Genomic DNA, 21,449 nt, shown 5'->3' with positions numbered 1-21,449 from the left:
CGTGCTCCGCAGACGACGTCACGACCCCGTCGACATCGAAGCGGTCCGCTCCGCGGTGAAACGCATTGTCGAATCGGACCGGTTCGACGGGTGGCTCACCGAGACGCCGGACCACGTCCTGGTCCAGATGTCCGCCCCGCTGGAGATGCTCGGATTCCACCACTTCCTGACGCCCCCGCAGGACCGTCTGCTGGTCAGGGCCGCGCGGGTGGTGTGGGACGCTGTCGCCGGCCTCCTGGACGACTGTCCGGACGATCTGGCCGCCGCCTTCGCCGCGCTCGGCGCGTCCCTCGCGGACCGTGCCCCCGAGCCGGACCCCGCCACGGCGGGCGGCCAGAGGTGAGCCGCCCACCCCCGGCCCCGGCCCTCGGCGGGGCGAGGAACGACAGGAGAATCTCCGTGCACTACACCGGACTCGACCTCGACCGGGCCGGCGGCCGACGCACCGACGCCGCGTGGATCACGGGCCTCGCCGCCCGGCCCGGCACCCGGGTCGTCCCGCTCTGGCGCGACCAGTGCCTGGTGCGGGGCGGCGCGCCGGTCACCCTCGGAACGGTCGAGGCCCGCGCGCTCCTCGACGCGGCCCCCGAACCGGTGTTCCTGGGCATGGACGGCGAGACCGCGATCCTCGCGGCCGACCTGTCCGGCCTGCCCCGGGAAGAGGCGCTCACCCTGGCGGTCGCGGACGCCGTCCAGGACGTGCGCGCCCTCGTGTCGACCATCGGGACGGCGGAGGCGGGTCTGTTCGCCTACGCCCGGGGCATCACGCACTGGATCCGCGAACAGCGGTTCTGCGGCGCCTGCGGCGGGCCGACCGACGGCCGCGACGGGGGACACGTGCGGGTCTGCCGGGACTGCGGCAAGCTCCTCTTCCCGCGCATCGAGCCCGCGGTGATCGTCCTGGTGGAAGGGTCCGGGGAGCCCCGGCGGTGCCTCCTGGGACGGCACGCCGGCTCCGCACCGGAGGCCTTCACCACCCTCGCCGGGTTCGTCGAGATCGGCGAGAGCCTGGAGGACGCCGTCCGTCGCGAGGTCTTCGAGGAGGCCGGAGCGGTGGTCGAGGACGTCGTCTACCAGGGCTCCCAGGCGTGGCCGTTCCCGGCCGGGCTGATGGTCGCCTTCCGTGCCGAGGCCGTCTCGGACGAGACGGCCGCCGACGGCGAGGAACTGGTCGAGACCCGCTGGTTCACCCCCGCCGAACTGCGCGAGCACATCGAGGCCGGCCACGGCTACCGGCCGGACTCCATCGGCAAATTCCTCATCGAGAGCTGGATTGCGGAGAACGGGAACGCGGATGAGAACACCACGGAGAACACGGCCCCAGGCGGTCCGGAGCGGTGACGACGATGCGGCGGGCGGGAACCCCCCTTCCGGGACTCCCGTCCCCGGGATGCCCGGCTCGCGCGTCCTGGGCGTCCCCGCCGCCGCTCCGGAGACGGCGCTCGGCTACTTCCTCACGGCGCGGCTCGCCTGCGAGACCGACCCCTACGACGTCCACCACGACCTGACGGCGGGGGTGACGGGTTTCGTCCTCGTCGACGCGCGGTCGACGGCCGCGTACGAGGAGGAGTGCCTGCCCGGCGCCCTCGGCCTGCCCCACGCCGACCTGACGGACGCCGTCCTGCGCGGGCTCGACCCCGGCCCGGTCTACGTCACCTACGGCTGGGGCCCCGCCTGCAACGCGGGCTCCAGGGCCGCCGCGACACTCGCGGCGGCCGGTTTCCGGGTCAAGGAGATGATCGGCGGCCTCGAGTACTGGAAACGGCAGAACCATCCCACGACGAAGGCGAGGCGGTAGCGGTGGTAGCGGTGTCGAACGAGATCAAGGCCGTCATCGACGAGGTCAACGAGATACGCCGCCGGATCGTCCCGGGAACGGACGTCACCGGACCCGTGTTCCTCGCCGAACTCCTGCGTCACCTGGAGGAGTCCGAGCACCTGCGCCACCAGCCCGCCGCACAGGCCTTCATGGACGACCTCCGTGAGGACCTGCGCGAGGGCCTGGCGGAGCGGCGGCTGAGCCGCACCAAGGAGCACATCAACATCGAGCGGGACCGGCACCTCTTCTCGCTCTTCAACGCCTCCTACTTTCCCCGCCTCTCCCTCGACTACCTCACCTACGAGACGCTGCCGACCCACCCCCATCTGGCCCGCCGCTACGGCAGCAACACCATGCCGGTGAACATCACGGCGTGCTCGGACGGCTTCGCGTCCCGGGTGGTCGTCGCGCTGTTCCCGGAGAACCACATCGACGGCCGGCAGGACCCCGACGACCTCATCTTCTACTTCATCGACAAGTTCGTGGAACGGCACAACCGCGTCACGCGGAAGATGATCGACGAGGTGATGGCGCCGGGCAGCTTCCCGCTCGTCCAGGGGGCCGACGACGACCTCGTCGAGGCGGCGTCGTCCTGGTGGGTGCGGCTGCACGAGTACCACCACCGGCAGGGCGACATGCCGATACCGGACTACCTCCACGCGAAGAAGCTGAAGCCCCTGGCCGGTCTCGAGGAGCTGCGGGTCGACGTCTCCTCGATGCTGGTGTGCCTGAACGACCCCGAGCTCCCGGCGGAGGAGGCCCGTCGGGCGTACGAGTACATGCTCGCCGAGCGGCTCCTGCGGTACGCGGTGGAGGGCATCCCGCGGCCCAACTACGACGCCGTCGCCTCCCAGCTGCTCTTCAACTACCTCTCACGGCACGGCGGGATCGCCCTGCGCGAGCAGAAGATCCACCTCCGGCCCGAGCTGCCCGACGTCCTCGCGGCCTTCCTGGGCGAGATCCAGGCCGTCGAGCGGCGGATCCACACCGCGTCGGTCGCCGAGGTGAAGACGGGCCTCCTGGACTTCACGAACCGGTACACCGACTACGACGAGGAGGCCGGGGACTACCGCCACATCCCCTTCTTCGCCGACGTCAAGCAGCGGCTCGGGGTCTGAGCGGCCGTGCGGTCGCTGCCGGCCGAGCTGGTGCTGCGGGCGAGCCACGACAGGGCCCTGCGGTCACCGCTGCGCAGGACGGAACTGGGCTACGCCACGGCGGGCGCGGCGCTGCACGAGCTGGCCCTGACGGGAAGGATCACCGCGGCGCCCGGCGGGATCCTCGTCTGCGGCGCGGAGCGCTGTCCCGACAGGGCGGTGGACCTGACCCTCGAACGCCTGCTCCTCGCGGAACGGGCCCGCGGCCCCCGGGCATGGGTCGAGCGGCTCGGCGCCGAGCTCCTCGACGCCACGCGGGGCGACCTGGTGGCCGGAGGGCTGCTGGTGCCGGTGCGGCGGCGGGTGATGGGCGTGGTGCCGGTACGGGAGTACGTGCCCGCGGGCGCACGGGAGCGGCAGGGCGAGGGGTGGCGGGGGCAGGTCCTCGCGGAGCTGCTGGACGCCGTCCGTCACCCGTGCCGGGGCCGCCCCGGCCCGGCGGCCACCGGGCCGATCACCGACGCGGTGGCCTCGGCGATGAAGGCGGCGACGTACCGGCTGGCCTTTCCCGGGTGACCGGGCCGGCGCGCCGCGCGTCACCGGCCTGCGCGCCGACCAGGTCTGCGGGTCAGCGTGCGGTGGCGGAGATCAGCTCCTCGGCGTGCGAGTTGACCGCTTGGGGTGTGCCGGTCAGGTCGAGGACGAAGAGCGGGACACCGAGGCCGTCGGCGCGGGAGCGTGCCTCGGGCGTGTAGCCCGCGAGGGAGAAGAAGACGCTCACGGCGGCGTTGCTGAGCCCGTTGAGCCAGAGGCACTCGACGGCTCGGAGCGTGGACGGACGGGTGCTCGGGTCGACCTGGGCGACCAGGCCCGGTCCCCGGAGGTCGACGCCCGAGACGGACCGCTCCTCGGGCTGGACCACGTCCCGGAATCCCAGCCACCGCAGATACCCGGCCGCCGCGGCGACGGCGTCGCGCGCCGTGCGGATGGTGACCGGCCGGAACACGTCCCGCCCTTCCGCGACCCTCGGCACGGTCCGGTGGCCCGGGCCCCGGCCCGCGGTGCCATCCCAGCCGGCGAGCGGCGCGGCGGGGAGCGGCGACTCCCGCGCCGGGGGCGCGTCCGCGCCGTCCCAGTCGTCGATCCGGCGGCCCGCGCCGCCCCGGCCGTCCGTCGGGATCCCGCCGCCGGGCCGGACCTCACCGCTCCCGCCCCGGGCGGTCGTGGCTCCGTCCCGCCCGCCGGCCTGCGGGCCCGTCTCGGGCAGCACGCCCGTGCCGCTCCGGCCGGCCGCCTGGACGTGGCCGTCGTGGCCGTCGTCGTCCGGACCGGCGGCGCGCGGCCCGGCATCGGGGCGTACGCCCGTGCCGTTCCCGCCGTCCGTCAGCGCCGGGCCGTCGTCGTCCCGGCGGCCCGCGTGCTCCGGCCGGGCCGTCGACCCGGCACCCTCGCCACGGGAGGCGTCCCACAGGCCGTCGTAGCCGTCGCCCGCACGGGCGGCGGCGCTCCCGAGGCCGTCGCCGGCCGGCCGGATCGCGTCCGGGGGACGGACCGGCACCCGCAGCACCGTGCCGCACGCGCAGCCCAGCTCCGGATGGGGCCACGCGTCCTCGCGGCCGCAGGCCGTGCACCGCACCAGGACCCACTCGTCGGTCCAGTTGCGGTGCGTGATCGGCTCCGCCGTCGCCCCCGCGATCACCGGCGGCTCGACCGGAGTGCCGCAGACACACGGAAAGACCGGTGGCGCGTAACTCTGCGTACAGAGGCATTCCGGACAGCGCACCGTTACCGATTCACCCACACCCACACCGAACCCCCTGTCGTCCGACCCCATCGTCCACCAATCCGGCCGTCCAGGGGAGGGAGTTCGGCCATCGGCCCCTCCGGCTCCCTTGACGGCTCTCGGCCCCTCGACCTACATTGCTTCCGTATAGCAGAACAATACTTCCGCATTACGGAAACAAGCTCGTCGAGTCGAGGAGCTTGGTTCCGCCTGGTCGAAGCAGGAGCCCTCCCATGCCTCGTATGACCGCCGCCGCAGCGGCCGTTGAGATCCTCAAGCGCGAAGGCGTCACCAACGCGTTCGGCGTGCCCGGCGCGGCGATCAACCCCTTCTACCGCGAGCTCAAGAACGTCGGCGGCATCAGCCACACCCTCGCCCGCCACGTCGAGGGGGCCTCGCACATGGCCGAGGGCTTCACCCGCGCCAAGGCCGGCAACATCGGTGTCTGCATCGGTACCTCCGGCCCCGCCGGCACCGACATGATCACCGGCCTGTACTCCGCGATCGCCGACTCGATCCCGATCCTGTGCATCACCGGCCAGGCCCCGGTCTCGAAGCTCCACAAGGAGGACTTCCAGGCCGTCGACATCGCCTCGATCGCCAAGCCGGTCACCAAGGCCGCCACCACGGTCCTGGAGGCCGCCCAGGTCCCGGGCGTCTTCCAGCAGGCCTTCCACCTGATGCGCTCCGGCCGTCCCGGCCCGGTCCTCATCGACCTGCCGATCGACGTCCAGCTGACCGAGATCGAGTTCGACCCGGAGACGTACCAGCCGCTGCCGGTCTACAAGCCGTCCGCGACCCGCGCGCAGGCCGAGAAGGCCCTGGGCTTCCTGCTGGAGTCCGAGCGCCCGCTCATCGTCGCCGGCGGCGGCATCATCAACGCCGACGCCTCCGACCTGCTGGTCGAGTTCGCCGAGCTGACCGGCATCCCCGTCATCTCCACCCTCATGGGCTGGGGCACCATCCCGGACGACCACGAGCTGGCCGCCGGCATGGTCGGTGTGCAGACCGCGCACCGCTACGGCAACGCGACGTTCCTCGAGTCGGACTTCGTCCTCGGCATCGGCAACCGCTGGGCCAACCGCCACACCGGTTACAACATGGAGGCCTACACCAAGGGCCGGAAGTTCGTCCACGTCGACATCGAGCCCACCCAGCTCGGCAAGATCTTCGCCCCGGACTTCGGCATCGCCTCCGACGCCAAGGCCGCCCTGGAGCTCTTCGTCGAGATCGCCAAGGAGTGGAAGGCCGCGGGCAAGCTGCCCGACTTCGGTGCCTGGGCCGCCTCCGCCCAGGAGCGCAAGGCCACGCTGCAGCGCCGTACGCACTTCGAGAACGTCCCGATCAAGCCGCAGCGCGTCTACGAGGAGATGAACAAGGCGTTCGGCCCGGAGACGCGCTACGTCACCACCATCGGCCTCTCCCAGATCGCCGCCGCGCAGTTCCTCCACGTCTACAAGCCGCGCCACTGGATCAACTGCGGCCAGGCGGGCCCGCTCGGCTGGACCATCCCGGCCGCGATCGGCGCCGCCACCGCGGACCCGGAGACCCCGATCGTCGCGCTCTCCGGCGACTACGACTTCCAGTTCATGATCGAGGAACTGGCCGTCGCCGCCCAGCACAAGGTCCCCTACGTCCACGTCCTGGTGAACAACGCCTACCTGGGCCTGATCCGTCAGGCGCAGGGCGGCCTGGGCATCAACTTCGAGGTCAACCTCGAGTTCGAGAACATCAACACCCCGGAGATCGGCGTCTACGGCGTCGACCACGTCAAGGTCGCCGAGGGTCTGGGCGTCAAGGCGATCCGGGTCACCGACCCGGAGAAGCTGGGCGAGGCGTTCGAGGAGGCCAAGAAGCTGGCCGTCGAGCACCAGGTCCCGGTCGTCGTCGAGGCCATCCTGGAGCGCGTCACCAACATCGCGATGAGCAAGACGGTCGACATGAGCGACGTCACCGAGTTCGAGGAGCTCGCGACCGAGCCCGGCCACGCGCCGACCGCGATCAAGGCCCTTGCGGTCTGATCCCCCTGGGGGGACGGCCCCCGCCCCGAGAGCACCGGGGCGGGGGCCGCGGCGTGTCCGCGATCCCCGAGCACGTCACCGGAGCACCGCCGGAGCGGCGCCGGAGCGGCGCCGGAGCACCGCCGGAGCACCGCCGGAGCACCGCCGGAGCGGCGCCGGAGCACCGCCGGAGCGGCGCCGGAGCACCGCCGGGACAGTCCGGAAGGCCGCCGGAAAACCGCCGGAAAACCGCCGGACGGTCCGGAAGACCGCACGACCGAGCCGACCGCGCAGGAAGTCACCACGCCCGCGCGGTCCTTCGGCATGCCCGCGGCCGACGACTCCCGGCGCGCCCGCCCGGCCGCCCTCACGTGCGCCGCCGCACGTCACCGCGGGGCCGGCGACCTCACCACGACCGTGTCCTCGCAGGGCCCGTCGGCCAGCGGCTTGAGCGCCTCGACCTCGTCCTTGTCCGCGGACAGGCCCCAGCGCAGCTTGGTGCCCACCCACTCGGCGGCGTAGCGGCAGTACTGGCTGGAGGCCGAGGGGATCCATTCGGCGGGGTCCCGGCCCGCCTTGTCCTTCTGGCTGCGGGCGGTCACCGCGACGAGCGTGGCGGCCGCTCCCTGGTCGTTGGCGTACTTCTCCCGGCGCGCCGCGCTCCAGCCGGACGCGCCCGACTCCCAGGCCTCGCCCAGCGGGACGATGTGGTCGACGCGGAGCGCGGCGGGGTCGGTGACGCTCTGACCGTCGTAGTACGACGTCCACCTGCCGCCCGTGAGCGTGCAGCCCGCGCCCGCCTTCGGAGCGTCGACGGCCTCCTCCAGGAGGACTTCGCCACGGGTGTCGCAGCCGTCGGCGGGGTCGAGCCCGCGGTTCCAGTGCCGGAAGGCGGACGCGCGGAAGCCGGCCGCGTCCTCGGTGGTCACCTCGAGTTCGCCGAGCGCGTCGGGGAGCAGCACGACGCCCGCGGAGAGGGCGGGGGAGGGGACGGCGAGCGGGGAGAGGATCAGGGCGAGCGGGGTGAGACCGCGCATCAGGTTCTTGATCATGAGGCCGTGGATAGCCGCGCGGCCGGGGCGCGCGCGGAGGAATCGTGGGGGCGTTCGCCCGTGCGGGTGTCGATCTTCACCGCAGAAACGATGCGCTGACGGCCGTGCGGGACAAGGGCCCCGACGTGCGGAGGCCCGGTCCTGGCCGGCGGGGACGGTCGTACGCGGGCGGGAGCGGGAGTGCACCGGTGGTGACGGGCGGGCGTACGCCGGCGGTGACGCGGGCGTGCACCGCCGCTTCGCGCCGCGCACGCGAAAGAGCGCGGAACCAGGGACCGTAAACCTGGTTCCGCGCTCTCGTCTGAAGCCCGCCCGACGGTGCGAGGCTGGCGCGACAGGACGTTCGCGCCGCCGGGCGGAGTCATGGGGTTGCGTGCCCCTGAGGGGCGTTGGGACCGCGGCGGCGGTGACGGGCGTCCCGGACAGCCTCTTCCTTCAGGTCAAGAAGAGGATCCTGACGTCCTTACCACCGCACTGGCTCACTCGCCGCCGCGGTCCTCACGCTGTCCGTACCGTCGGCCACCCCTCATCCGGGCCGCCGGTCCGGACGGCGTACGGCGGCTGACCTCCCGTCATCCGCCGCACGCGGTCTGGTACCGCGTGGGATCAGTCCTCGCGCAGGGCGCGGACCGCCTCCTCCACGCGCTTGCCGTACTCCGGGTCGGCCGCGGCGAAGTGCGCGATGTTCTTCTCGATGACGTCCTCGCGGGACACCTGGGACAGGCCGCCGGCGATGTTGGCGACCAGGCGGTTCTTCTCGTCCTCGGACATCAGGCGGTAGAGCTCCCCGGCCTGGAAGAAGTCGTCGTCCTTGGCGTGCTGCGGCGCCTCGTGCGTGCCGGTCCAGCCGTGGATGGCGAGCGGGGCGGAGAGCGCCGCGTCCGTCTGGGCCGGGCCCTGGTACGAGTTGGGCTCGTAGTTCTTGTCCGTGCGCGAGCCGTTGCGGGTGGCCATGAAGCCGTCGCGGCCGTAGTTCTCGGCCACGGTCGCCTTCGGCGCGTTCACCGGCAGCTGGGTGTGGTTGACACCGAGGCGGTAGCGGTGGGCGTCGGCGTAGGCGAAGAGGCGGCCCTGGAGCATCTTGTCCGGGGAGGGACCGATGCCCGGCACGAAGTTGTTCGGGGAGAACGCGGCCTGCTCGACCTCGGCGAAGACGTTGTCCGGGTTGCGGTCGAGGACCAGCCGGCCCACGCGCTGCAGCGGGTAGTCCGCGTGCGGCCACACCTTGGTGAGATCGAACGGGTTGAAGCGGTAGTCCACGGCCTCGGCGGCCGGCATGACCTGGACGTACAGGGTCCAGGAAGGGTTCACACCGCGCTCGATGGCCTGCAGCAGGTCGGTCTGGTGCGAGTTGGCGTCCTTGCCGACGACCTCGGCGGCCTGCTCGGCGGAGAGCGAGCGGATGCCCTGGTTCGTCTTGAAGTGGTACTTGACGAAGAAGGCCTCGCCCGCCTCGTTGGTCCACTGGTAGGTGTGGGAGCCGTAGCCGTTCATGTGGCGGTACGAGGCGGGGATGCCGCGGTCGCCCATCAGCCACGTGATCTGGTGCGTCGCCTCGGGGGCGTGCGCCCAGAAGTCCCAGACGTTGTCCGGCTCCTGCTTGCCCGTGAAGGGGTCGCGCTTCTGGGAGTGGATGAAGTCGGGGAACTTGATCGGGTCCTTGATGAAGAACACCGGGGTGTTGTTGCCGACGAGGTCGTAGTTGCCCTCTTCGGTGTAGAACTTCAGCGCGAAGCCGCGCGGGTCGCGGACGGCGTCCGCGCCGCCCAGCGAGTCGGCGACGGTCGAGAAGCGGATGAACGTCTCGGTCCGCTTGCCGACCTCGGAGAGGAAGGCGGCCTTCGTGAAGCCGGTGACGTCGTCGGTCACCTCGAAGTAGCCGTACGCGCCGGAGCCGCGGGCGTGGACCACGCGCTCCGGGATGCGCTCACGGTTGAAGCGCGCGAGCTTCTCCAGCAGGTGCTGGTCCTGCAGCAGGATGGGGCCACCGACGCCGGCGGTGGCGGAGTTCTGGTTGTCGGCGACAGGTGCGCCGGACTCGGTCGTAAGCACGCGCTTCGACATCGTGACCTTCCGTACGGGAGCTCTGCAGACGGTGCGAGGAGCGTAAATTCGCCTCGAACATCACGTCAACAGTTTGTTGAAGATGAAGGATGGTGTTCCGGTCGGCGGCGGCGCCTGGGCGCGACAGGACAGTTGTCAGCGCCGCCGCCGACCGGAAATCTGGGTCAGACCTGCTGGCCGGAGAGGCGCTCGACGGCGCGGAGCAGGGCCGAGTGGTCCAGGCCGCCGTCGCCCTGAGCGCGCAGGGAGGCGACGAGCTGGGCGACGACGGCGCCGACCGGGAGGGCCGCACCGACGTTGCGGGCGGCGTCGGTGACGATGCCCATGTCCTTGTGGTGCAGGTCGATCCGGAAGCCGGGCTTGAAGTCGCGGTTCAGGAAGTTGTCCTTCTTGCGGGTCAGGACCGTGGAGCCGGCGAGCCCGCCGTTGAGGACGTCCAGGGCGGCCTGGAGGTTCACGCCCGACTTCTCGAGGAAGACGACGGCCTCCGCGCAGGCCTGGATGTTGACCGCGACGATGAGCTGGTTGGCTGCCTTCACCGTCTGGCCGGAGCCGTGCGGACCGCACAGGACGATGGTCTTGCCGAGGGCCTCCAGGATCGGCAGCGCCGTGTCGAAGTCGGCCTGCTCGCCACCCACCATGATCGACAGGACGGCCTCGATGGCGCCGGCCTCGCCGCCGGACACCGGGGCGTCCAGGACGCGGATGCCCTTCTCGGCGGCGTTCTTCGCCAGGTCCACGGAGGTCTGCGGGGTGATCGACGACATGTCGACGATCAGCGCGCCCTGCTTCGCGTTCTCCAGGATGCCCTCCGGGCCGTAGGCGATGGCCTCGACCTGCGGGGAGGCGGGCACCATCGTGACGATCACGTCGGCGTCCTTGACGGCCTCGGCGATCGACGCGGCGGCGGTGCCGCCGGCCGCGGCGAGGCGGTCCAGCTTGTCCTGCTCCAGGGTGAAGCCGGTGACCGAGTAGCCCGCCTTGATCAGGTTCTCGGACATGGGGGAGCCCATGATGCCGAGGCCGATCCACGCGATCTTGGGAAGAGTGCTCATGGTGAGGGTGCCTCTCGAAACTGGTGGTACGGAAAGAAGTCAGCGGGCCGCGCGGGCCCCGGCGGGGAGCCAGTCGAAGGACGCGGCGGCGTCGGCGGCCTTGTACTCCAGGCCGACCCAGCCGTCGTAACCGGCCTTCGCGAGCTCGTCGAGGAGCTGCTCCAGGGGCAGGTCGCCGGTGCCCGGCGCGCCACGGCCCGGGTTGTCGGCGATCTGGACGTGGCCGGTCTTGTCGGCGTAGCGGGCGATGACCTCGCTGACGTTCTCGCCGTTCATCGACAGGTGGTAGATGTCGAGCAGGAACTTGGCGTTCCCGAGCCCGGTGGCGGCGTTGACCTTGTCCACGACCTCGATCGCGGCGGGCGCGCTCACCAGCGGATAGAGCGGCGACTCCGGCTTGTTCAGGGTCTCGACCAGCAGGACGGCGCCGATCCGGTCCGCCGCGCGGGCGGCCAGGACCAGGTTCTCCAGGGCGAGGGAGTCCTGGACCTGCGGGTCCACGCCGTCGACGCGGTTGCCGTACAGCGCGTTGAGCGCCTTGCAGCCGACCGAGGCGGCGAAGTCGGCCGCCACGTCGATGTTGGCGCGGAAGCGGTCCGACTCCTCACCGGGTACGGAGAGGGCGCCGCGGTCGGGGCCGGGCAGCTGCCCGGCGTAGAAGTTCAGGCCCACCAGCTGGGTGCCGGCGTCGTCCAGAGCCTTCTTGAGCGCGTCGAGCTCGCTCTGGTCGGGGGTGGCGGTGTCGATCCAGGGCCACCACAGCTCGACCGCGGTGAAGCCCGCCGCGGCGGCGGCCGCGGGGCGCTCCAGGAGCGGGAGTTCCGTGAAGAGGATCGACAGGTTCACATCGAAGCGCTGGTCCGTGTATCCCATGAGGGGCGGCGCTCCTTCCGTATTGCGGAAGTAAGTTTCTGTCTGACGGAATGTTGCACGGAGGGGCGCGGGGGTGTCAAGGGGCACCCCCGGCCCACCCCCGCCCGCACCCGGCCCCGCGCCGGTCGCCCGGCCCGGGACCCGGCGCCCGCGGCTCCCCCCGGCCTGACCTCCCGGGCGCGGCCCGCGCCCAGTAGCGTGGGGCCATGGTGCGTTTGAAAGTGGAGTTCACGACCGAGCCGTTCGACCTCGACGAGGCACCGGCTCACGCGGTCGTGGCGCGTGAGGTGATCCAGACGGCCGAACTGGACGCGGTGGACGTCGGCCCGTTCGGCAACACGGCGGAAGGCGCCGCCGACCGCGTGCTGACCGCCGTCGACGCGCTGCTGCGCCGATCCCTGGCGGCCGGTGCGACCCGTGTCTCCCTCCAGGTCAACGTCATCGGGGAGGACGAGAAGTGACCGAACACCCCTTGGTCGCCGCGGTGAAGCCGCTCGTCGACGCCATGGGCGCCGAGCTCCTGGTCCCCGAGCAGGCCGAGCCCGACGACGTGGTCCTCGCCTGGGAAGGCGAGGACGTGCTCGCCGTACGCCTGCCGCAGCTGTCCGACTCCCTCGACCACATCCTGGCCGCGATGGAACGGCGGCACGGGATGCCCCTCGCCGAGCTGGACCGCAAGGCCAAGCAGGAGGCCGTCCGGATGCTGGAGGCACGCGGTGCCTTCTCCGTGCGACACGGAGTGGAGACGGTGGCCGGCGCGCTGGGTGTCAGCCGCTTCACCGTGTACAACTACCTGAACCGGGAGACCGCCCTGAGCAGGGAAAAGGCCGCGAAGACCGACTAGCTCCCAGAGGTGACCGCCGGCCGCCGTCCGGATGTCGGGACGGCGGCTTTTGTGTGGCCGAGTTTTCAACAAAGTGTTGACGTGGTGTTGCGCCAGGGCGTTAGCTATCCGCAGCCCGTCCGACGCACAGCGAAAAACAGCCACGGAGGCTTCCCGTGACTTCAGGTACGACTCCGGGCCTCGCCCGGTTCAACACCTCGGCGGACAGCGACGCTGTCGCCGCGCTCCACGAGGTGTGCTCCAGCTCGGCGTGGGGGAGCAAGCTCGTCGCCCAGCGCCCGTACGCCACCGTCGAAGCCCTCTTCCTCGCCAGCGACGCCGCCATGGCCGAGCTGACCGCCGAGGATCTGGTTGAGGCGATGGCGGGCCACCCGCCGATCGGTCGTCCGAAGGCCGGGGACCCGACCTCCTCCCGCGAACAGAGCGGGATGTCCGGGGCCTCCGAGGAGCTCAAGGCGGAGATGCTCGAACTCAACCTGGCCTACCAGGAGAGGTTCGGCCATGTCTTCCTCATCTGCGCCACCGGGAAGACCGGAGAGCAGATGCGCGACGCGGTCCGCGAGCGGATCGAGCATGCGCCCGAGGAGGAGCGGGAGATCGTCCGCGCCGAACTGGGCAAGATCAACCGTATCCGCCTGACCCGTCTCGTAGAGGAAGAGAGCGCCGCATGAGCACCGACACCACCGCCTCGGTGTCCACCCACATCCTGGACACCAGTCTCGGCCGTCCCGCCGAGGGCGTGGCCATCACGCTCGCGGCCCGCGGCGGCTTCGACGCGCAGTGGGTCACGCTCGGCGGCTCGGCCACCGACGCGGACGGGCGTTGCAAGGACCTGCCGGCGCTGCCGGAGGGAACGACCCATGTACGTCTCGACTTCGAGACCGAGGCGTACTTCTCCAAGAAGCAAGCCGAGGCGCAGCAGGACGCCCCCCGCGTAAGGGACAGCGGTGCGTTCTTCCCGGAGGTGGCGATCACGTTCGCCGTCAAGCCGGGCGAGCACTACCACGTACCGCTGCTGCTCAACCCGTTCGGCTACTCCGTTTACCGAGGGAGCTAGCAGACATGCCCACGATTCTCGGCCAGAACCAGTACGGCAAAGCAGAGAACCGCGTCGTCAAGATCACGCGGGACGGCGACACCCACCACATCAAGGACCTGAACGTCTCCGTCGCCCTCTCCGGCGACCTCGACGACGTCCACCTCTCGGGCTCCAACGCCCACTGCCTGCCCACCGACACGACCAAGAACACCGTATTCGCCTTCGCCAAGGAGTACGGGATCGAGTCGGCCGAGCAGTTCGGCATCCACCTGGCGCGTCACTTCGTGACCAGCCAGGAGCCGATCCACCGGGCCCGGATCCGGATCGAGGAGTACTCCTGGGAGCGCATCGCGACCTCGGACGCCAACTCCAAGTTCATCGGCTCCGACGAGGTGAACCACTCCTTCGTCCGCAAGGGCCAGGAGACCCGGGTCACCCAGATCACGTACGACGGCCGGCAGTGGGAGGTCATCTCCGGCCTCAAGGACCTCGTCGTGATGAACTCCACCAACTCGGAGTTCTGGGGCTACATCAAGGACAAGTACACGACGCTCCAGGAGGCGTACGACCGCATCCTGGCCACGCAGGTGTCCGGCCGGTGGCGCTTCAACTGGAGCGACGACGAGCAGCGGATGCCCAACTGGGAGAAGTCGTACGCCGAGACGAAGAAGCACATGCTCCAGGCCTTCGCCGAGACGTACTCCCTCTCGCTCCAGCAGACGCTGTACCAGATGGCCTCGCGCATCATCAACCACCGTTCGGAGATCGACGAGGTCCGCTTCTCGCTCCCGAACAAGCACCACTTCCTGGTGGACCTGGAGCCCTTCGGGCTCAAGAACGACAACGAGGTCTACTACGCCGCCGACCGCATGTACGGCCTCATCGAGGCCACCGTGCTGCGTGACGGAGCCACGGCGCACATCCCGGTCGACATGACCAACCTCTAAGCGGCACTGCGTGGCCGCCCCCGCCCGTCCGCAGTCGGGCGGGGGCCGCCACCAGACCGGAGGGAACCTCCATGGCACAGCCTGCATCGGGGCCGGTATCAGCCGAAGGCCCGTGTTCCACCCCGCCGGACGACGTGACGACCGCCGTCCCGCCGGCGGCCGTCCACCCGGTGGACGAAAAGCTCTCCGCCTCGCGGCTCGTCCCCGCAGCGCTCCAGCACATCGCCGCCATGTACGCGGGTGTCGTCACCCCTCCGCTCATCATCGGCCAGGCGGTCGTCCTGGACGCCGCCGGAATGACCCGGCTCATCGCGGCGAGCCTGCTCATCGCGGGCTGCGCCACCATCCTGCAGACCGTCGGCTTCGGACGCTTCGCCGGAAACCGGCTCCCGTTCGTCAACGCCGCCTCCTCCGCCGGCATCGCGCCGATGCTGGCCATCGCCGAGACCAGCGCTCCCGGCCACCAGCTCCCCGCCATCTACGGCGCGGTGATGGTCGCCGGAGTGTTCTGCCTCGCCGTCGGCCCCTTCTTCGGCCGCCTGCTCCGCTTCTTCCCCCCGCTGGTCACCGGCGTCGTCATCACCCTCATCGGGGTCACCCTGATGCCCGTACCGGTGGGCTGGGCCCAGGGAGGCAACGCGGAGGCCGCCGACTTCGGCGCCCCCAGGTACCTCGCGCTGGCCGCCTTCACCCTCGTGGTGATCCTGCTCTTCCAGCGCTTCGGCAAGGGCTTCGTCAAGCAGATCGCCCTGCTGCTCGGCCTGTTCATCGGAACGCTCGCCGCGATCCCCTTCGGCCTGGCCGACTTCACCGCCCTGCGGGAGGCGCCCGTCGCCGCGCTGCCGGCCCCGTTCGCCTTCGGCGCCCCCGAGTTCCAGCCGGCCGCGATCCTCTCCCTGTGCATCGTGATGCTGGTCCTCATGACCGAGTCCAGCGCCGGCATGCTCGCCCTCGGCGAGATCTGCGAGCGCAGGAGCGACGGCGGGACGATCACCCGGGGCCTGCGGACCGACGGCATCGCCACCCTGCTCGGGCCCGTCTTCGGCGGCTTCCCCACCTCAGCCTTCGCCCAGAACGTCGGCGTCGTCTCGCTGACCCGGGTCCGCTCGCGCTACGTCGTCGCGGCCGCCGGCGGCGCCCTGCTCGTCCTCGGCGCCTTCCCCGTCCTCGGCGCGGTCGTCTCCATGGTCCCGATGCCCGTCCTCGGCGGCGCCGGCATCGTCCTCTTCGGCTCGATCGCCGTCTCCGGCATCCGTACCCTGTCCGAAGCGGGCCTCGACGACAGCTCCAACATCATCCTGGTGGCCGTCGCCCTCGGGGCGGGCATCATCCCGCTCGCCGCCCCCACCTTCTACGCCGACTTCCCGGCCTGGGCGCAGACCGTGCTCGGCTCGGGCATCAGCGCCGGCGCGCTCGTCGCGGTCACGCTCAACCTGTTCTTCCACCATCTCGGCACCCGGAGCCGTCACACGGCCCCGGCACTCAAATCCTCCTAGGGTCCTGCCGTGCCCGCCCCCTACGACTTCGTCGTGGTGGGACTCAACCCAGAGGAATGAAGGAACCACCGCCATGGCAGCACCTTCGGCAGCCCAGCGCATCGTCATCGAGAACTGTGCGATCGCGACCGTAGACGCCAACGACACCGAGTACGCCACCGGCCATCTCGTCGTCGCCGACAACAAGATCGAGTCCATCGGCGCCGGCAAGGCGCCGGAGGGCCTGGAGAACGTGGTCCGCAGGATCGACGCCACCGGACATCTGGTGACGCCCGGTCTGATCAACACGCACCACCACTTCTACCAGTGGATCACCCGGGGCCTGGCCACCGACCACAACCTCTTCAACTGGCTGGTCGCGCTCTACCCGACCTGGTCGCGCATCGACGAGTCGATGGTGCGCGTCGCCGCCCAGGGCTCGCTGGCGATGATGGCCCGTGGCGGTGTCACCACCGCCATGGACCACCACTACGTCTACCCGAAGAACTCCGGCGACCTGTCGGGCGCCATCATCGGCGCCGCCTCCGACATGGGGGTGCGCTTCACCCTCGCCCGAGGCTCCATGGACATGAGCGAGAAGGACGGCTTCCTGCCCCCGGACTTCGCCGTCGAGACGACCGAGGGCGCGCTCGCCGCGACCGAGGAGACGGTGCGGAAGTTCCACGACGCCTCCTTCGACTCGATGACCCAGGTCGCCGTCGCTCCCTGCTCGCCGTTCTCGATCTCCACCCAGCTGCTCAAGCAGGGCGCCGAACTGGCCCGCCGCCTCGGTGTGCGCATGCACACCCACGGCTCGGAGACCGTGGAGGAGGAGAAGTTCTGCCACGAGCTGTTCGGCATGGGCCCGACCGACTACTTCGAGTCGACCGGCTTCCTCGGCGAGGACGTGTGGATGGCCCACTGCGTCCACATGAACGACTCCGACATCGAGGCCTTCGCCCGTACGAAGACCGGTGTCGCGCACTGCCCCTCCTCCAACGCGCGCCTGGCCGCCGGCATCGCCCGCGTGCCCGACATGCTCAAGGCCGGCGTCCCGGTCGGTCTGGGCGTCGACGGCACCGCCTCCAACGAGTCGGGCGAGCTGCACACCGAACTGCGCAACGCGCTCCTCGTCAACCGCCTCGGCGCCCACCGCGAGGCCGCGCTCAACGCCCGCCAGGCCCTCCGCCTCGGTACGTACGGCGGAGCCCAGGTCCTCGGCCGGGCCGACTCGATCGGTTCGCTGGAGGCCGGCAAGCTCGCCGACTTCGTCCTGTGGAAGATCGACGGCCTGGGCCACTCCTCGATCGCCGACCCGGTGACCGCGATCGTCTTCGGCGCTGCCGCGCCGGTGACCGCCTCGTTCGTCAACGGCAAGCAGATCGTCGAGAACAACCGCCTGCTGTTCGCGGACGAGGAGTCCATCGCCCGCGACGCGCGCGCGGAGGCGCAGCGCCTGGCCCGCATCACGGCTCAGGCCTGACCCTCCCCAAGGAGTCCGACCGAGGGGGACGGCCCTCGGTCGGTCGCCATGGACCCGAGCGGGGTCCGTGGCCGGCCGGACGGGGGGTGCCCGTACGAAAAGAGGTACGGCACCCCCCGGACGGTCGCATCGTGTCCACTCCTCCCCGGACACACCGAGCGCGGCGCCCCCAGGCCGACGCGAGCACCTGTCCTCATGAGCCGCACTTCGTGAGGCGCCTTCCCGCACGACTGCACCACCTTGCACCACCTCCCTGACACCCGCGTCACCGCCGACGTGTACCCGACCGGAGGAACCGCCGTGGCCGCCAAGCCCAGGTTTCGCAATGATGCACAAGACGCAGGCGCCGACACCGAAGACCGGATCAAGCATCCGGTCGACGAGACTCTGCCGCCCCTGAAGATGTTCACCAGCGGTCTGCAGCATGTGGCCGCCATGTACGCGGGCGTGGTGGCCCCGCCTCTGATCGTCGGAGCGGCTGTCGGACTGTCCGGCACCGAACTGACCTTCCTCACCGGAGCCAGCCTCTTCACCGCCGGCCTCGCGACCTTCCTCCAGACACTCGGCGTCTGGAAGATCGGCGCCCGGCTGCCGTTCGTCAACGGCGTCACCTTCGCCGGTGTCGCCCCGATGCTCGCGATCGTCGACACGACCGACGACAAGGCCGACGCGCTGCCGCTCATCTTCGGCGCGATCATCGTCGCCGGAGTCCTCGGCTTCGTCGCCGCCCCGTACTTCTCCAAACTGGTCCGCTTCTTCCCGCCCGTCGTCACCGGCACCGTGATCACCCTCATCGGTGTCTCGCTGCTCCCGGTCGCGTTCGGCTGGGCGCAAGGGCCCAATCCAGGGGCGAAGGACTACGGCTCCACGACCTACCTCACCCTCGCCGGGCTCACGCTCGCGGTGGTCCTGGTGCTGCGCCGCTTCACCCGCGGCTTCCTGAAGCAGATCGCGGTCCTCGTCGGTCTGGTCATCGGGACCCTGATAGCGATCCCCTTCGGGGTCACGGACTTCAGCCCCGTGACGGAGGCGGACATCGTCGGCTTCCCGACGCCGTTCCACTTCGGCGCCCCGCAGTTCGCGCTCGCGGCGATCATCTCGATGTGCGTCGTCATGCTCGTGTCCATGACCGAGTCGACCGCCGACATGCTGGCGCTCGGCGAGATCGTCGACCGGCCGGCCGACGAGAAGACCATCGCGGCCGGACTGCGCGCCGACACCCTCGGCTCGGCGCTCAGCCCGCTGTTCAACGGCTTCATGTGCAGCGCGTTCGCCCAGAACATCGGGCTCGTCGCCATGACGAGGATCCGCAGCCGGTTCGTGGTCGCCTGCGGCGGCGGATTCCTGGTCCTGATGGGTCTGTCGCCGGTGATGGCCTCGCTGATCTCGGTCGTCCCGCGGCCGGTCCTCGGCGGCGCGGGGGTCGTCCTCTTCGGCTCGGTCGCCGCGAGCGGCATCCAGACCCTGGTCAAGGCCGGCCTGGAGAAGGACAACAACGTGCTGATCGTGGCGGTCTCGCTGGCCGTCGGCATCATCCCGATCACCGAGCCGGAGTTCTACCACGCCTTCCCGGAGACCGCGAAGATCATCCTGGACTCGGGCATCTCGACCGGCTGTGTCGCGGCCGTCCTGCTGAACCTGGTCTTCAACCACCTGGGCACGCACCGGGACGACGACACCGTCACCGCTCCCATGGAGCCGGGCGAGGAGATCTCCGAGGTCCGTACGACCAAGGCGGCGCACGTCCACTGAGCGCCCACCCGCCGTCCGACGAGCCGGCCCCCGCGTGCGACGCGGGGGCCGGCCGCGCGCGCTCGGTCGTGCTCGTCAACCCCAACACCCGCACCGCGACGACGGAGATGATGACCGCGATCGCCCGGCGGACGCTCGGGCCCCTGCTCCCCGTCCACGGTGTGACGGTGCGGCGCGGCCCGCGGATGCTCACCGACCCGTCCCACCTGCGGGCCGCCGCCCCCGAGGTCGTCGAGGCCGGCCGCCGCGCCCTGGCCGCCGGGGACTGCGCGGCCCTGATCGTGGCCGCCTTCGGCGACCCGGGACTGGAGGGCCTGCGTGCCGTGGCGGGGGAGGTCCCGGTCGTGGGCATCGGCGAGGCGTCCCTGCGGGAGGCCTCCGCCGCCGCCACCCGCTTCGGCATCGCGACGACGACCCCGCTCCTGGCCGGCCCCCTCGCGGACGGCGTCGGCCGGCTCGGGCTCGCCGGCCTCTTCACCGGCCTGCGCCTGACCGACGGCGACCCCGAGGCCCTGTCGGCCGACCCGACGGCGCTCCGTGAGAGCCTGGCGGGGGCGGTCCGGGAGTGCGTCGCGCACGACGGCGCCCGCGCCGTCGTCATCGGCGGCGGCCCGCTCGGCGACGCGGCGGAGGCCCTGCGTCCCCGCTTCGACATCCCCCTGATCGCCCCGATCCCGGCGGCCTGCCGCCGGGTGACGCGACTGCTCGCGCGCTGACGGCCGCTGTCCGCGCACTCGGGCCCCCCGGGGTCTTGCGACAGGGCGGGGCCCGGAACGTCCACCTGGGGCGTGTGGTGAAGGCACCGCCATCCGTTAGAAGGACGGACGCCGTTTGCGGACACTCCCTAAGCCCCTCCCTCCTCGGGTCGCCAGTCCGGGTGGCGGCCGCTCAGGCCGATCACACGGTCGAGGAGGGGCGCGTCCGGCGGGACCGGGACGACCGGGCCGAAGAAGCCGTCCTCGGGGGAGGCGCCCTCCTCGGGAGTCAGCAGGGCCTCCGACACGGCCAGTTCCTCCGCGTCCGGTTCGTACGCCTGACCCGTCGCGCGCGCCAGGTCCCACCCATGGATCAGCAGCTCGTCGAGGGCGACCCGGCCCATGACCGCGGCCGGCAGTGCGACGCCACCCGCCTGCGTGTCCCCCTCCCACGCGCCCGGCTCGCGCCAGGCCGCCACCAGCTCCTCCAGCGCCTGGGGCAGCTCGGTGCGCCAGCCGTCCCGCAGGACGGGCCGCACCGAGCCGGGCGGGGTGCCGGTCGCCGCCCCGAAGTCCTTGCGGGCCGCGTCTCGGAAGGCCACGCTCAGCGAGGCGACATGGGCGAGCACCTCCCGTACGGCGTACTGCGGACACGGCGTCGGATCCCCGAGCTGCCGGTCGTCGATGTGCTCCGCCAGCCGCGCCACGCGCGCCGCGGCCGCTCCCAGATCGATGTGCGTCGACTTGTCCATGCAGGGCAGACCGACCGGGGCGCAGGAAATCATCGCTCCGCCCCGATCCGCCGCCGGCACTCGCGCGCCAGGGCGGGGTAGGCCGCCGCGATCGCCTCGTACACGCGCAGCCGCAGCAGGCGTTCGGCCTCGGCCCGCCCCGTCGCGCCGTACAGGCCGTCGAGCAGCGTGTCGTACCGCGACAGGGCGTGGCGCAGATAGCTCACCTGCCATCGGACCAGCGCCCCGGCCGCCGCCTCGCCGGGGCCGCGCGCCCCGAGCAGGTGGCGGTGCCGGACCGCCCGGCGCTCCAGCTCCGCCGACGGGAGGCGCGGCACCTCGATGGGCTGCGCCCGGATGGCCGCCAGCACCGCCCGGCGGCGGCCCTCCGCCCCCGCCTCCGCCGCCGCCGAGGAGCGGCCGGCCGAGGCGGCGCACCGGCCGAACTCCGGTGTGCGCTCCACCGCCTCGACCCGCGCCAGGCGGTAGAGCCGCACCGGCGTGAGCGACCAGCGGCGTGGGTCGCGCCCCTGTACGTCGGGCGCGCCGAGCAGATCGCCCACCATCGCGTCGGTCCAGCCGCGCTCCCGCAGTCCTTCGAGCGTCAGATAAGTCGTACGATCCGTCATGATCCCCCCTCTGTCGTCACGGAGAGTGACGAATCCAGTGAAGCGCACCCCACTGACAACGACCCTCCGCCGCCCTCTTGCCGTGCCGCCCGGTCGGATGCCATAAAGGTC

General features: G+C 71.4%; 21 protein-coding genes and 1 pseudogene. 15 read left to right on the top strand and 7 right to left on the bottom strand.

Going from position 1 to position 21,449, the window contains the following annotated elements; genetic code table 11:
* Position 1 precedes the first annotated feature (1 nt).
* Genes AB0K65_RS07400 through AB0K65_RS07380 form a run of 5 tightly spaced genes read left to right on the top strand, consistent with a single transcriptional unit; the run spans position 2 to position 3,492 of the window.
* Positions 2 to 343 (top strand): hypothetical protein, encoded by a 342-nt coding sequence (locus tag AB0K65_RS07400; protein ID WP_365714765.1) that lies wholly within the window; start codon positions 2 to 4, stop codon positions 341 to 343.
* 56 nt (positions 344 to 399) lie between these two features.
* On the top strand, positions 400 to 1,341 hold the full coding sequence (gene nudC, locus AB0K65_RS07395; protein WP_365714764.1) for an NAD(+) diphosphatase: 942 nt from the start codon (positions 400 to 402) through the stop codon (positions 1,339 to 1,341).
* Positions 1,342 to 1,390: 49 nt separating this feature from the next.
* Positions 1,391 to 1,798 carry a rhodanese-like domain-containing protein gene (locus AB0K65_RS07390; protein ID WP_365714763.1) on the top strand — a complete coding sequence of 136 codons (408 nt, stop codon included), beginning with the start codon at positions 1,391 to 1,393 and terminating at the stop codon, positions 1,796 to 1,798.
* 11 nt (positions 1,799 to 1,809) lie between these two features.
* A complete protein-coding gene (locus AB0K65_RS07385) occupies positions 1,810 to 2,937 on the top strand; it encodes a DUF6421 family protein (protein WP_365714762.1) in 1,128 nt (375 codons plus the stop codon).
* Positions 2,938 to 2,943: 6 nt separating this feature from the next.
* A complete protein-coding gene (locus tag AB0K65_RS07380) occupies positions 2,944 to 3,492 on the top strand; it encodes a GPP34 family phosphoprotein (RefSeq protein WP_365714761.1) in 549 nt (182 codons plus the stop codon).
* A gap of 52 nt (positions 3,493 to 3,544) precedes the next feature.
* On the opposite strand, the pseudogene AB0K65_RS07375 reads toward AB0K65_RS07380, so the two are convergent.
* Positions 3,545 to 3,919, bottom strand: a pseudogene (locus AB0K65_RS07375) (hypothetical protein); the annotation flags it as partial.
* Positions 3,920 to 4,941: 1,022 nt separating this feature from the next.
* Between AB0K65_RS07375 and gcl the strand changes: the two are divergent.
* Positions 4,942 to 6,720, top strand: a complete 1,779-nt coding sequence (gcl, locus tag AB0K65_RS07370; RefSeq protein WP_365714823.1) for a glyoxylate carboligase — start codon at positions 4,942 to 4,944, stop codon at positions 6,718 to 6,720.
* A gap of 365 nt (positions 6,721 to 7,085) precedes the next feature.
* Here the strand turns inward: gcl and AB0K65_RS07365 are convergent, their stop codons facing one another.
* The 4 genes from AB0K65_RS07365 to AB0K65_RS07350 all read right to left on the bottom strand — a co-directional run bounded on the left by AB0K65_RS07365 (position 7,086) and on the right by AB0K65_RS07350 (position 11,743).
* On the bottom strand, positions 7,086 to 7,751 hold the full coding sequence (locus AB0K65_RS07365; protein WP_365714760.1) for a DUF1524 domain-containing protein: 666 nt from the start codon (positions 7,749 to 7,751) through the stop codon (positions 7,086 to 7,088).
* Positions 7,752 to 8,357: 606 nt separating this feature from the next.
* A complete protein-coding gene (locus AB0K65_RS07360) occupies positions 8,358 to 9,815 on the bottom strand; it encodes a catalase (RefSeq protein ID WP_365714759.1) in 1,458 nt (485 codons plus the stop codon).
* Positions 9,816 to 9,979: 164 nt separating this feature from the next.
* Positions 9,980 to 10,870 carry a 2-hydroxy-3-oxopropionate reductase gene (locus tag AB0K65_RS07355; RefSeq protein ID WP_365714758.1) on the bottom strand — a complete coding sequence of 297 codons (891 nt, stop codon included), beginning with the start codon at positions 10,868 to 10,870 and terminating at the stop codon, positions 9,980 to 9,982.
* A gap of 39 nt (positions 10,871 to 10,909) precedes the next feature.
* The gene (locus AB0K65_RS07350; RefSeq protein WP_365714757.1) at positions 10,910 to 11,743 is read right to left on the bottom strand and encodes a TIM barrel protein; all 834 of its coding nucleotides are present in this window, start codon (positions 11,741 to 11,743) and stop codon (positions 10,910 to 10,912) included.
* Positions 11,744 to 11,952: 209 nt separating this feature from the next.
* Between AB0K65_RS07350 and AB0K65_RS07345 the strand changes: the two genes are divergently transcribed.
* The 9 genes from AB0K65_RS07345 to AB0K65_RS07305 all read left to right on the top strand — a co-directional run bounded on the left by AB0K65_RS07345 (position 11,953) and on the right by AB0K65_RS07305 (position 19,999).
* On the top strand, positions 11,953 to 12,204 hold the full coding sequence (locus AB0K65_RS07345) for a hypothetical protein (protein WP_365714822.1): 252 nt from the start codon (positions 11,953 to 11,955) through the stop codon (positions 12,202 to 12,204).
* A 44-nt stretch (positions 12,205 to 12,248) separates the two neighbouring features.
* Entirely contained in the window at positions 12,249 to 12,587 is a 339-nt protein-coding gene (locus AB0K65_RS07340) for a helix-turn-helix domain-containing protein (protein ID WP_365714821.1), read from the top strand.
* Between the two features lie 155 nt (positions 12,588 to 12,742).
* Complete coding sequence (gene uraD / locus AB0K65_RS07335; protein ID WP_365714756.1) at positions 12,743 to 13,258, top strand: 2-oxo-4-hydroxy-4-carboxy-5-ureidoimidazoline decarboxylase; 516 nt, start codon at positions 12,743 to 12,745, stop codon at positions 13,256 to 13,258.
* Positions 13,255 to 13,644, top strand: coding sequence for a hydroxyisourate hydrolase (uraH, locus tag AB0K65_RS07330; RefSeq protein WP_365714755.1), 390 nt, complete (start codon positions 13,255 to 13,257; stop codon positions 13,642 to 13,644). The genes uraD and uraH overlap by 4 nt, the downstream gene beginning before the upstream one ends.
* A gap of 5 nt (positions 13,645 to 13,649) precedes the next feature.
* Positions 13,650 to 14,573 carry a factor-independent urate hydroxylase gene (pucL, locus tag AB0K65_RS07325; protein WP_365714754.1) on the top strand — a complete coding sequence of 308 codons (924 nt, stop codon included), beginning with the start codon at positions 13,650 to 13,652 and terminating at the stop codon, positions 14,571 to 14,573.
* Between the two features lie 71 nt (positions 14,574 to 14,644).
* The gene (locus tag AB0K65_RS07320) at positions 14,645 to 16,069 is read left to right on the top strand and encodes a nucleobase:cation symporter-2 family protein (RefSeq protein WP_365714753.1); all 1,425 of its coding nucleotides are present in this window, start codon (positions 14,645 to 14,647) and stop codon (positions 16,067 to 16,069) included.
* A gap of 73 nt (positions 16,070 to 16,142) precedes the next feature.
* On the top strand, positions 16,143 to 17,531 hold the full coding sequence (locus tag AB0K65_RS07315) for an 8-oxoguanine deaminase (protein WP_365714752.1): 1,389 nt from the start codon (positions 16,143 to 16,145) through the stop codon (positions 17,529 to 17,531).
* A 402-nt stretch (positions 17,532 to 17,933) separates the two neighbouring features.
* Complete coding sequence (locus tag AB0K65_RS07310; protein ID WP_365714820.1) at positions 17,934 to 19,283, top strand: nucleobase:cation symporter-2 family protein; 1,350 nt, start codon at positions 17,934 to 17,936, stop codon at positions 19,281 to 19,283.
* A 68-nt stretch (positions 19,284 to 19,351) separates the two neighbouring features.
* Positions 19,352 to 19,999 carry an aspartate/glutamate racemase family protein gene (locus tag AB0K65_RS07305; protein WP_365714751.1) on the top strand — a complete coding sequence of 216 codons (648 nt, stop codon included), beginning with the start codon at positions 19,352 to 19,354 and terminating at the stop codon, positions 19,997 to 19,999.
* 128 nt (positions 20,000 to 20,127) lie between these two features.
* On the opposite strand, the gene AB0K65_RS07300 is transcribed toward AB0K65_RS07305, so the two are convergent.
* Together AB0K65_RS07300 and AB0K65_RS07295 are read right to left on the bottom strand one after the other, a co-directional pair.
* Positions 20,128 to 20,730, bottom strand: a complete 603-nt coding sequence (locus AB0K65_RS07300; protein WP_365714750.1) for a TIGR03086 family metal-binding protein — start codon at positions 20,728 to 20,730, stop codon at positions 20,128 to 20,130.
* A gap of 29 nt (positions 20,731 to 20,759) precedes the next feature.
* On the bottom strand, positions 20,760 to 21,338 hold the full coding sequence (locus AB0K65_RS07295; protein ID WP_365714749.1) for a hypothetical protein: 579 nt from the start codon (positions 21,336 to 21,338) through the stop codon (positions 20,760 to 20,762).
* Positions 21,339 to 21,449: the final 111 nt, after the last annotated feature.

This window comes from Streptomyces sp. NPDC053755 (assembly GCF_040677675.1).
In the GTDB taxonomy this organism is placed as follows: domain Bacteria; phylum Actinomycetota; class Actinomycetes; order Streptomycetales; family Streptomycetaceae; genus Streptomyces.
Note: the sequence above shows the minus strand (reverse complement) of the source record. Positions and strands in the feature narration are given on the sequence as shown.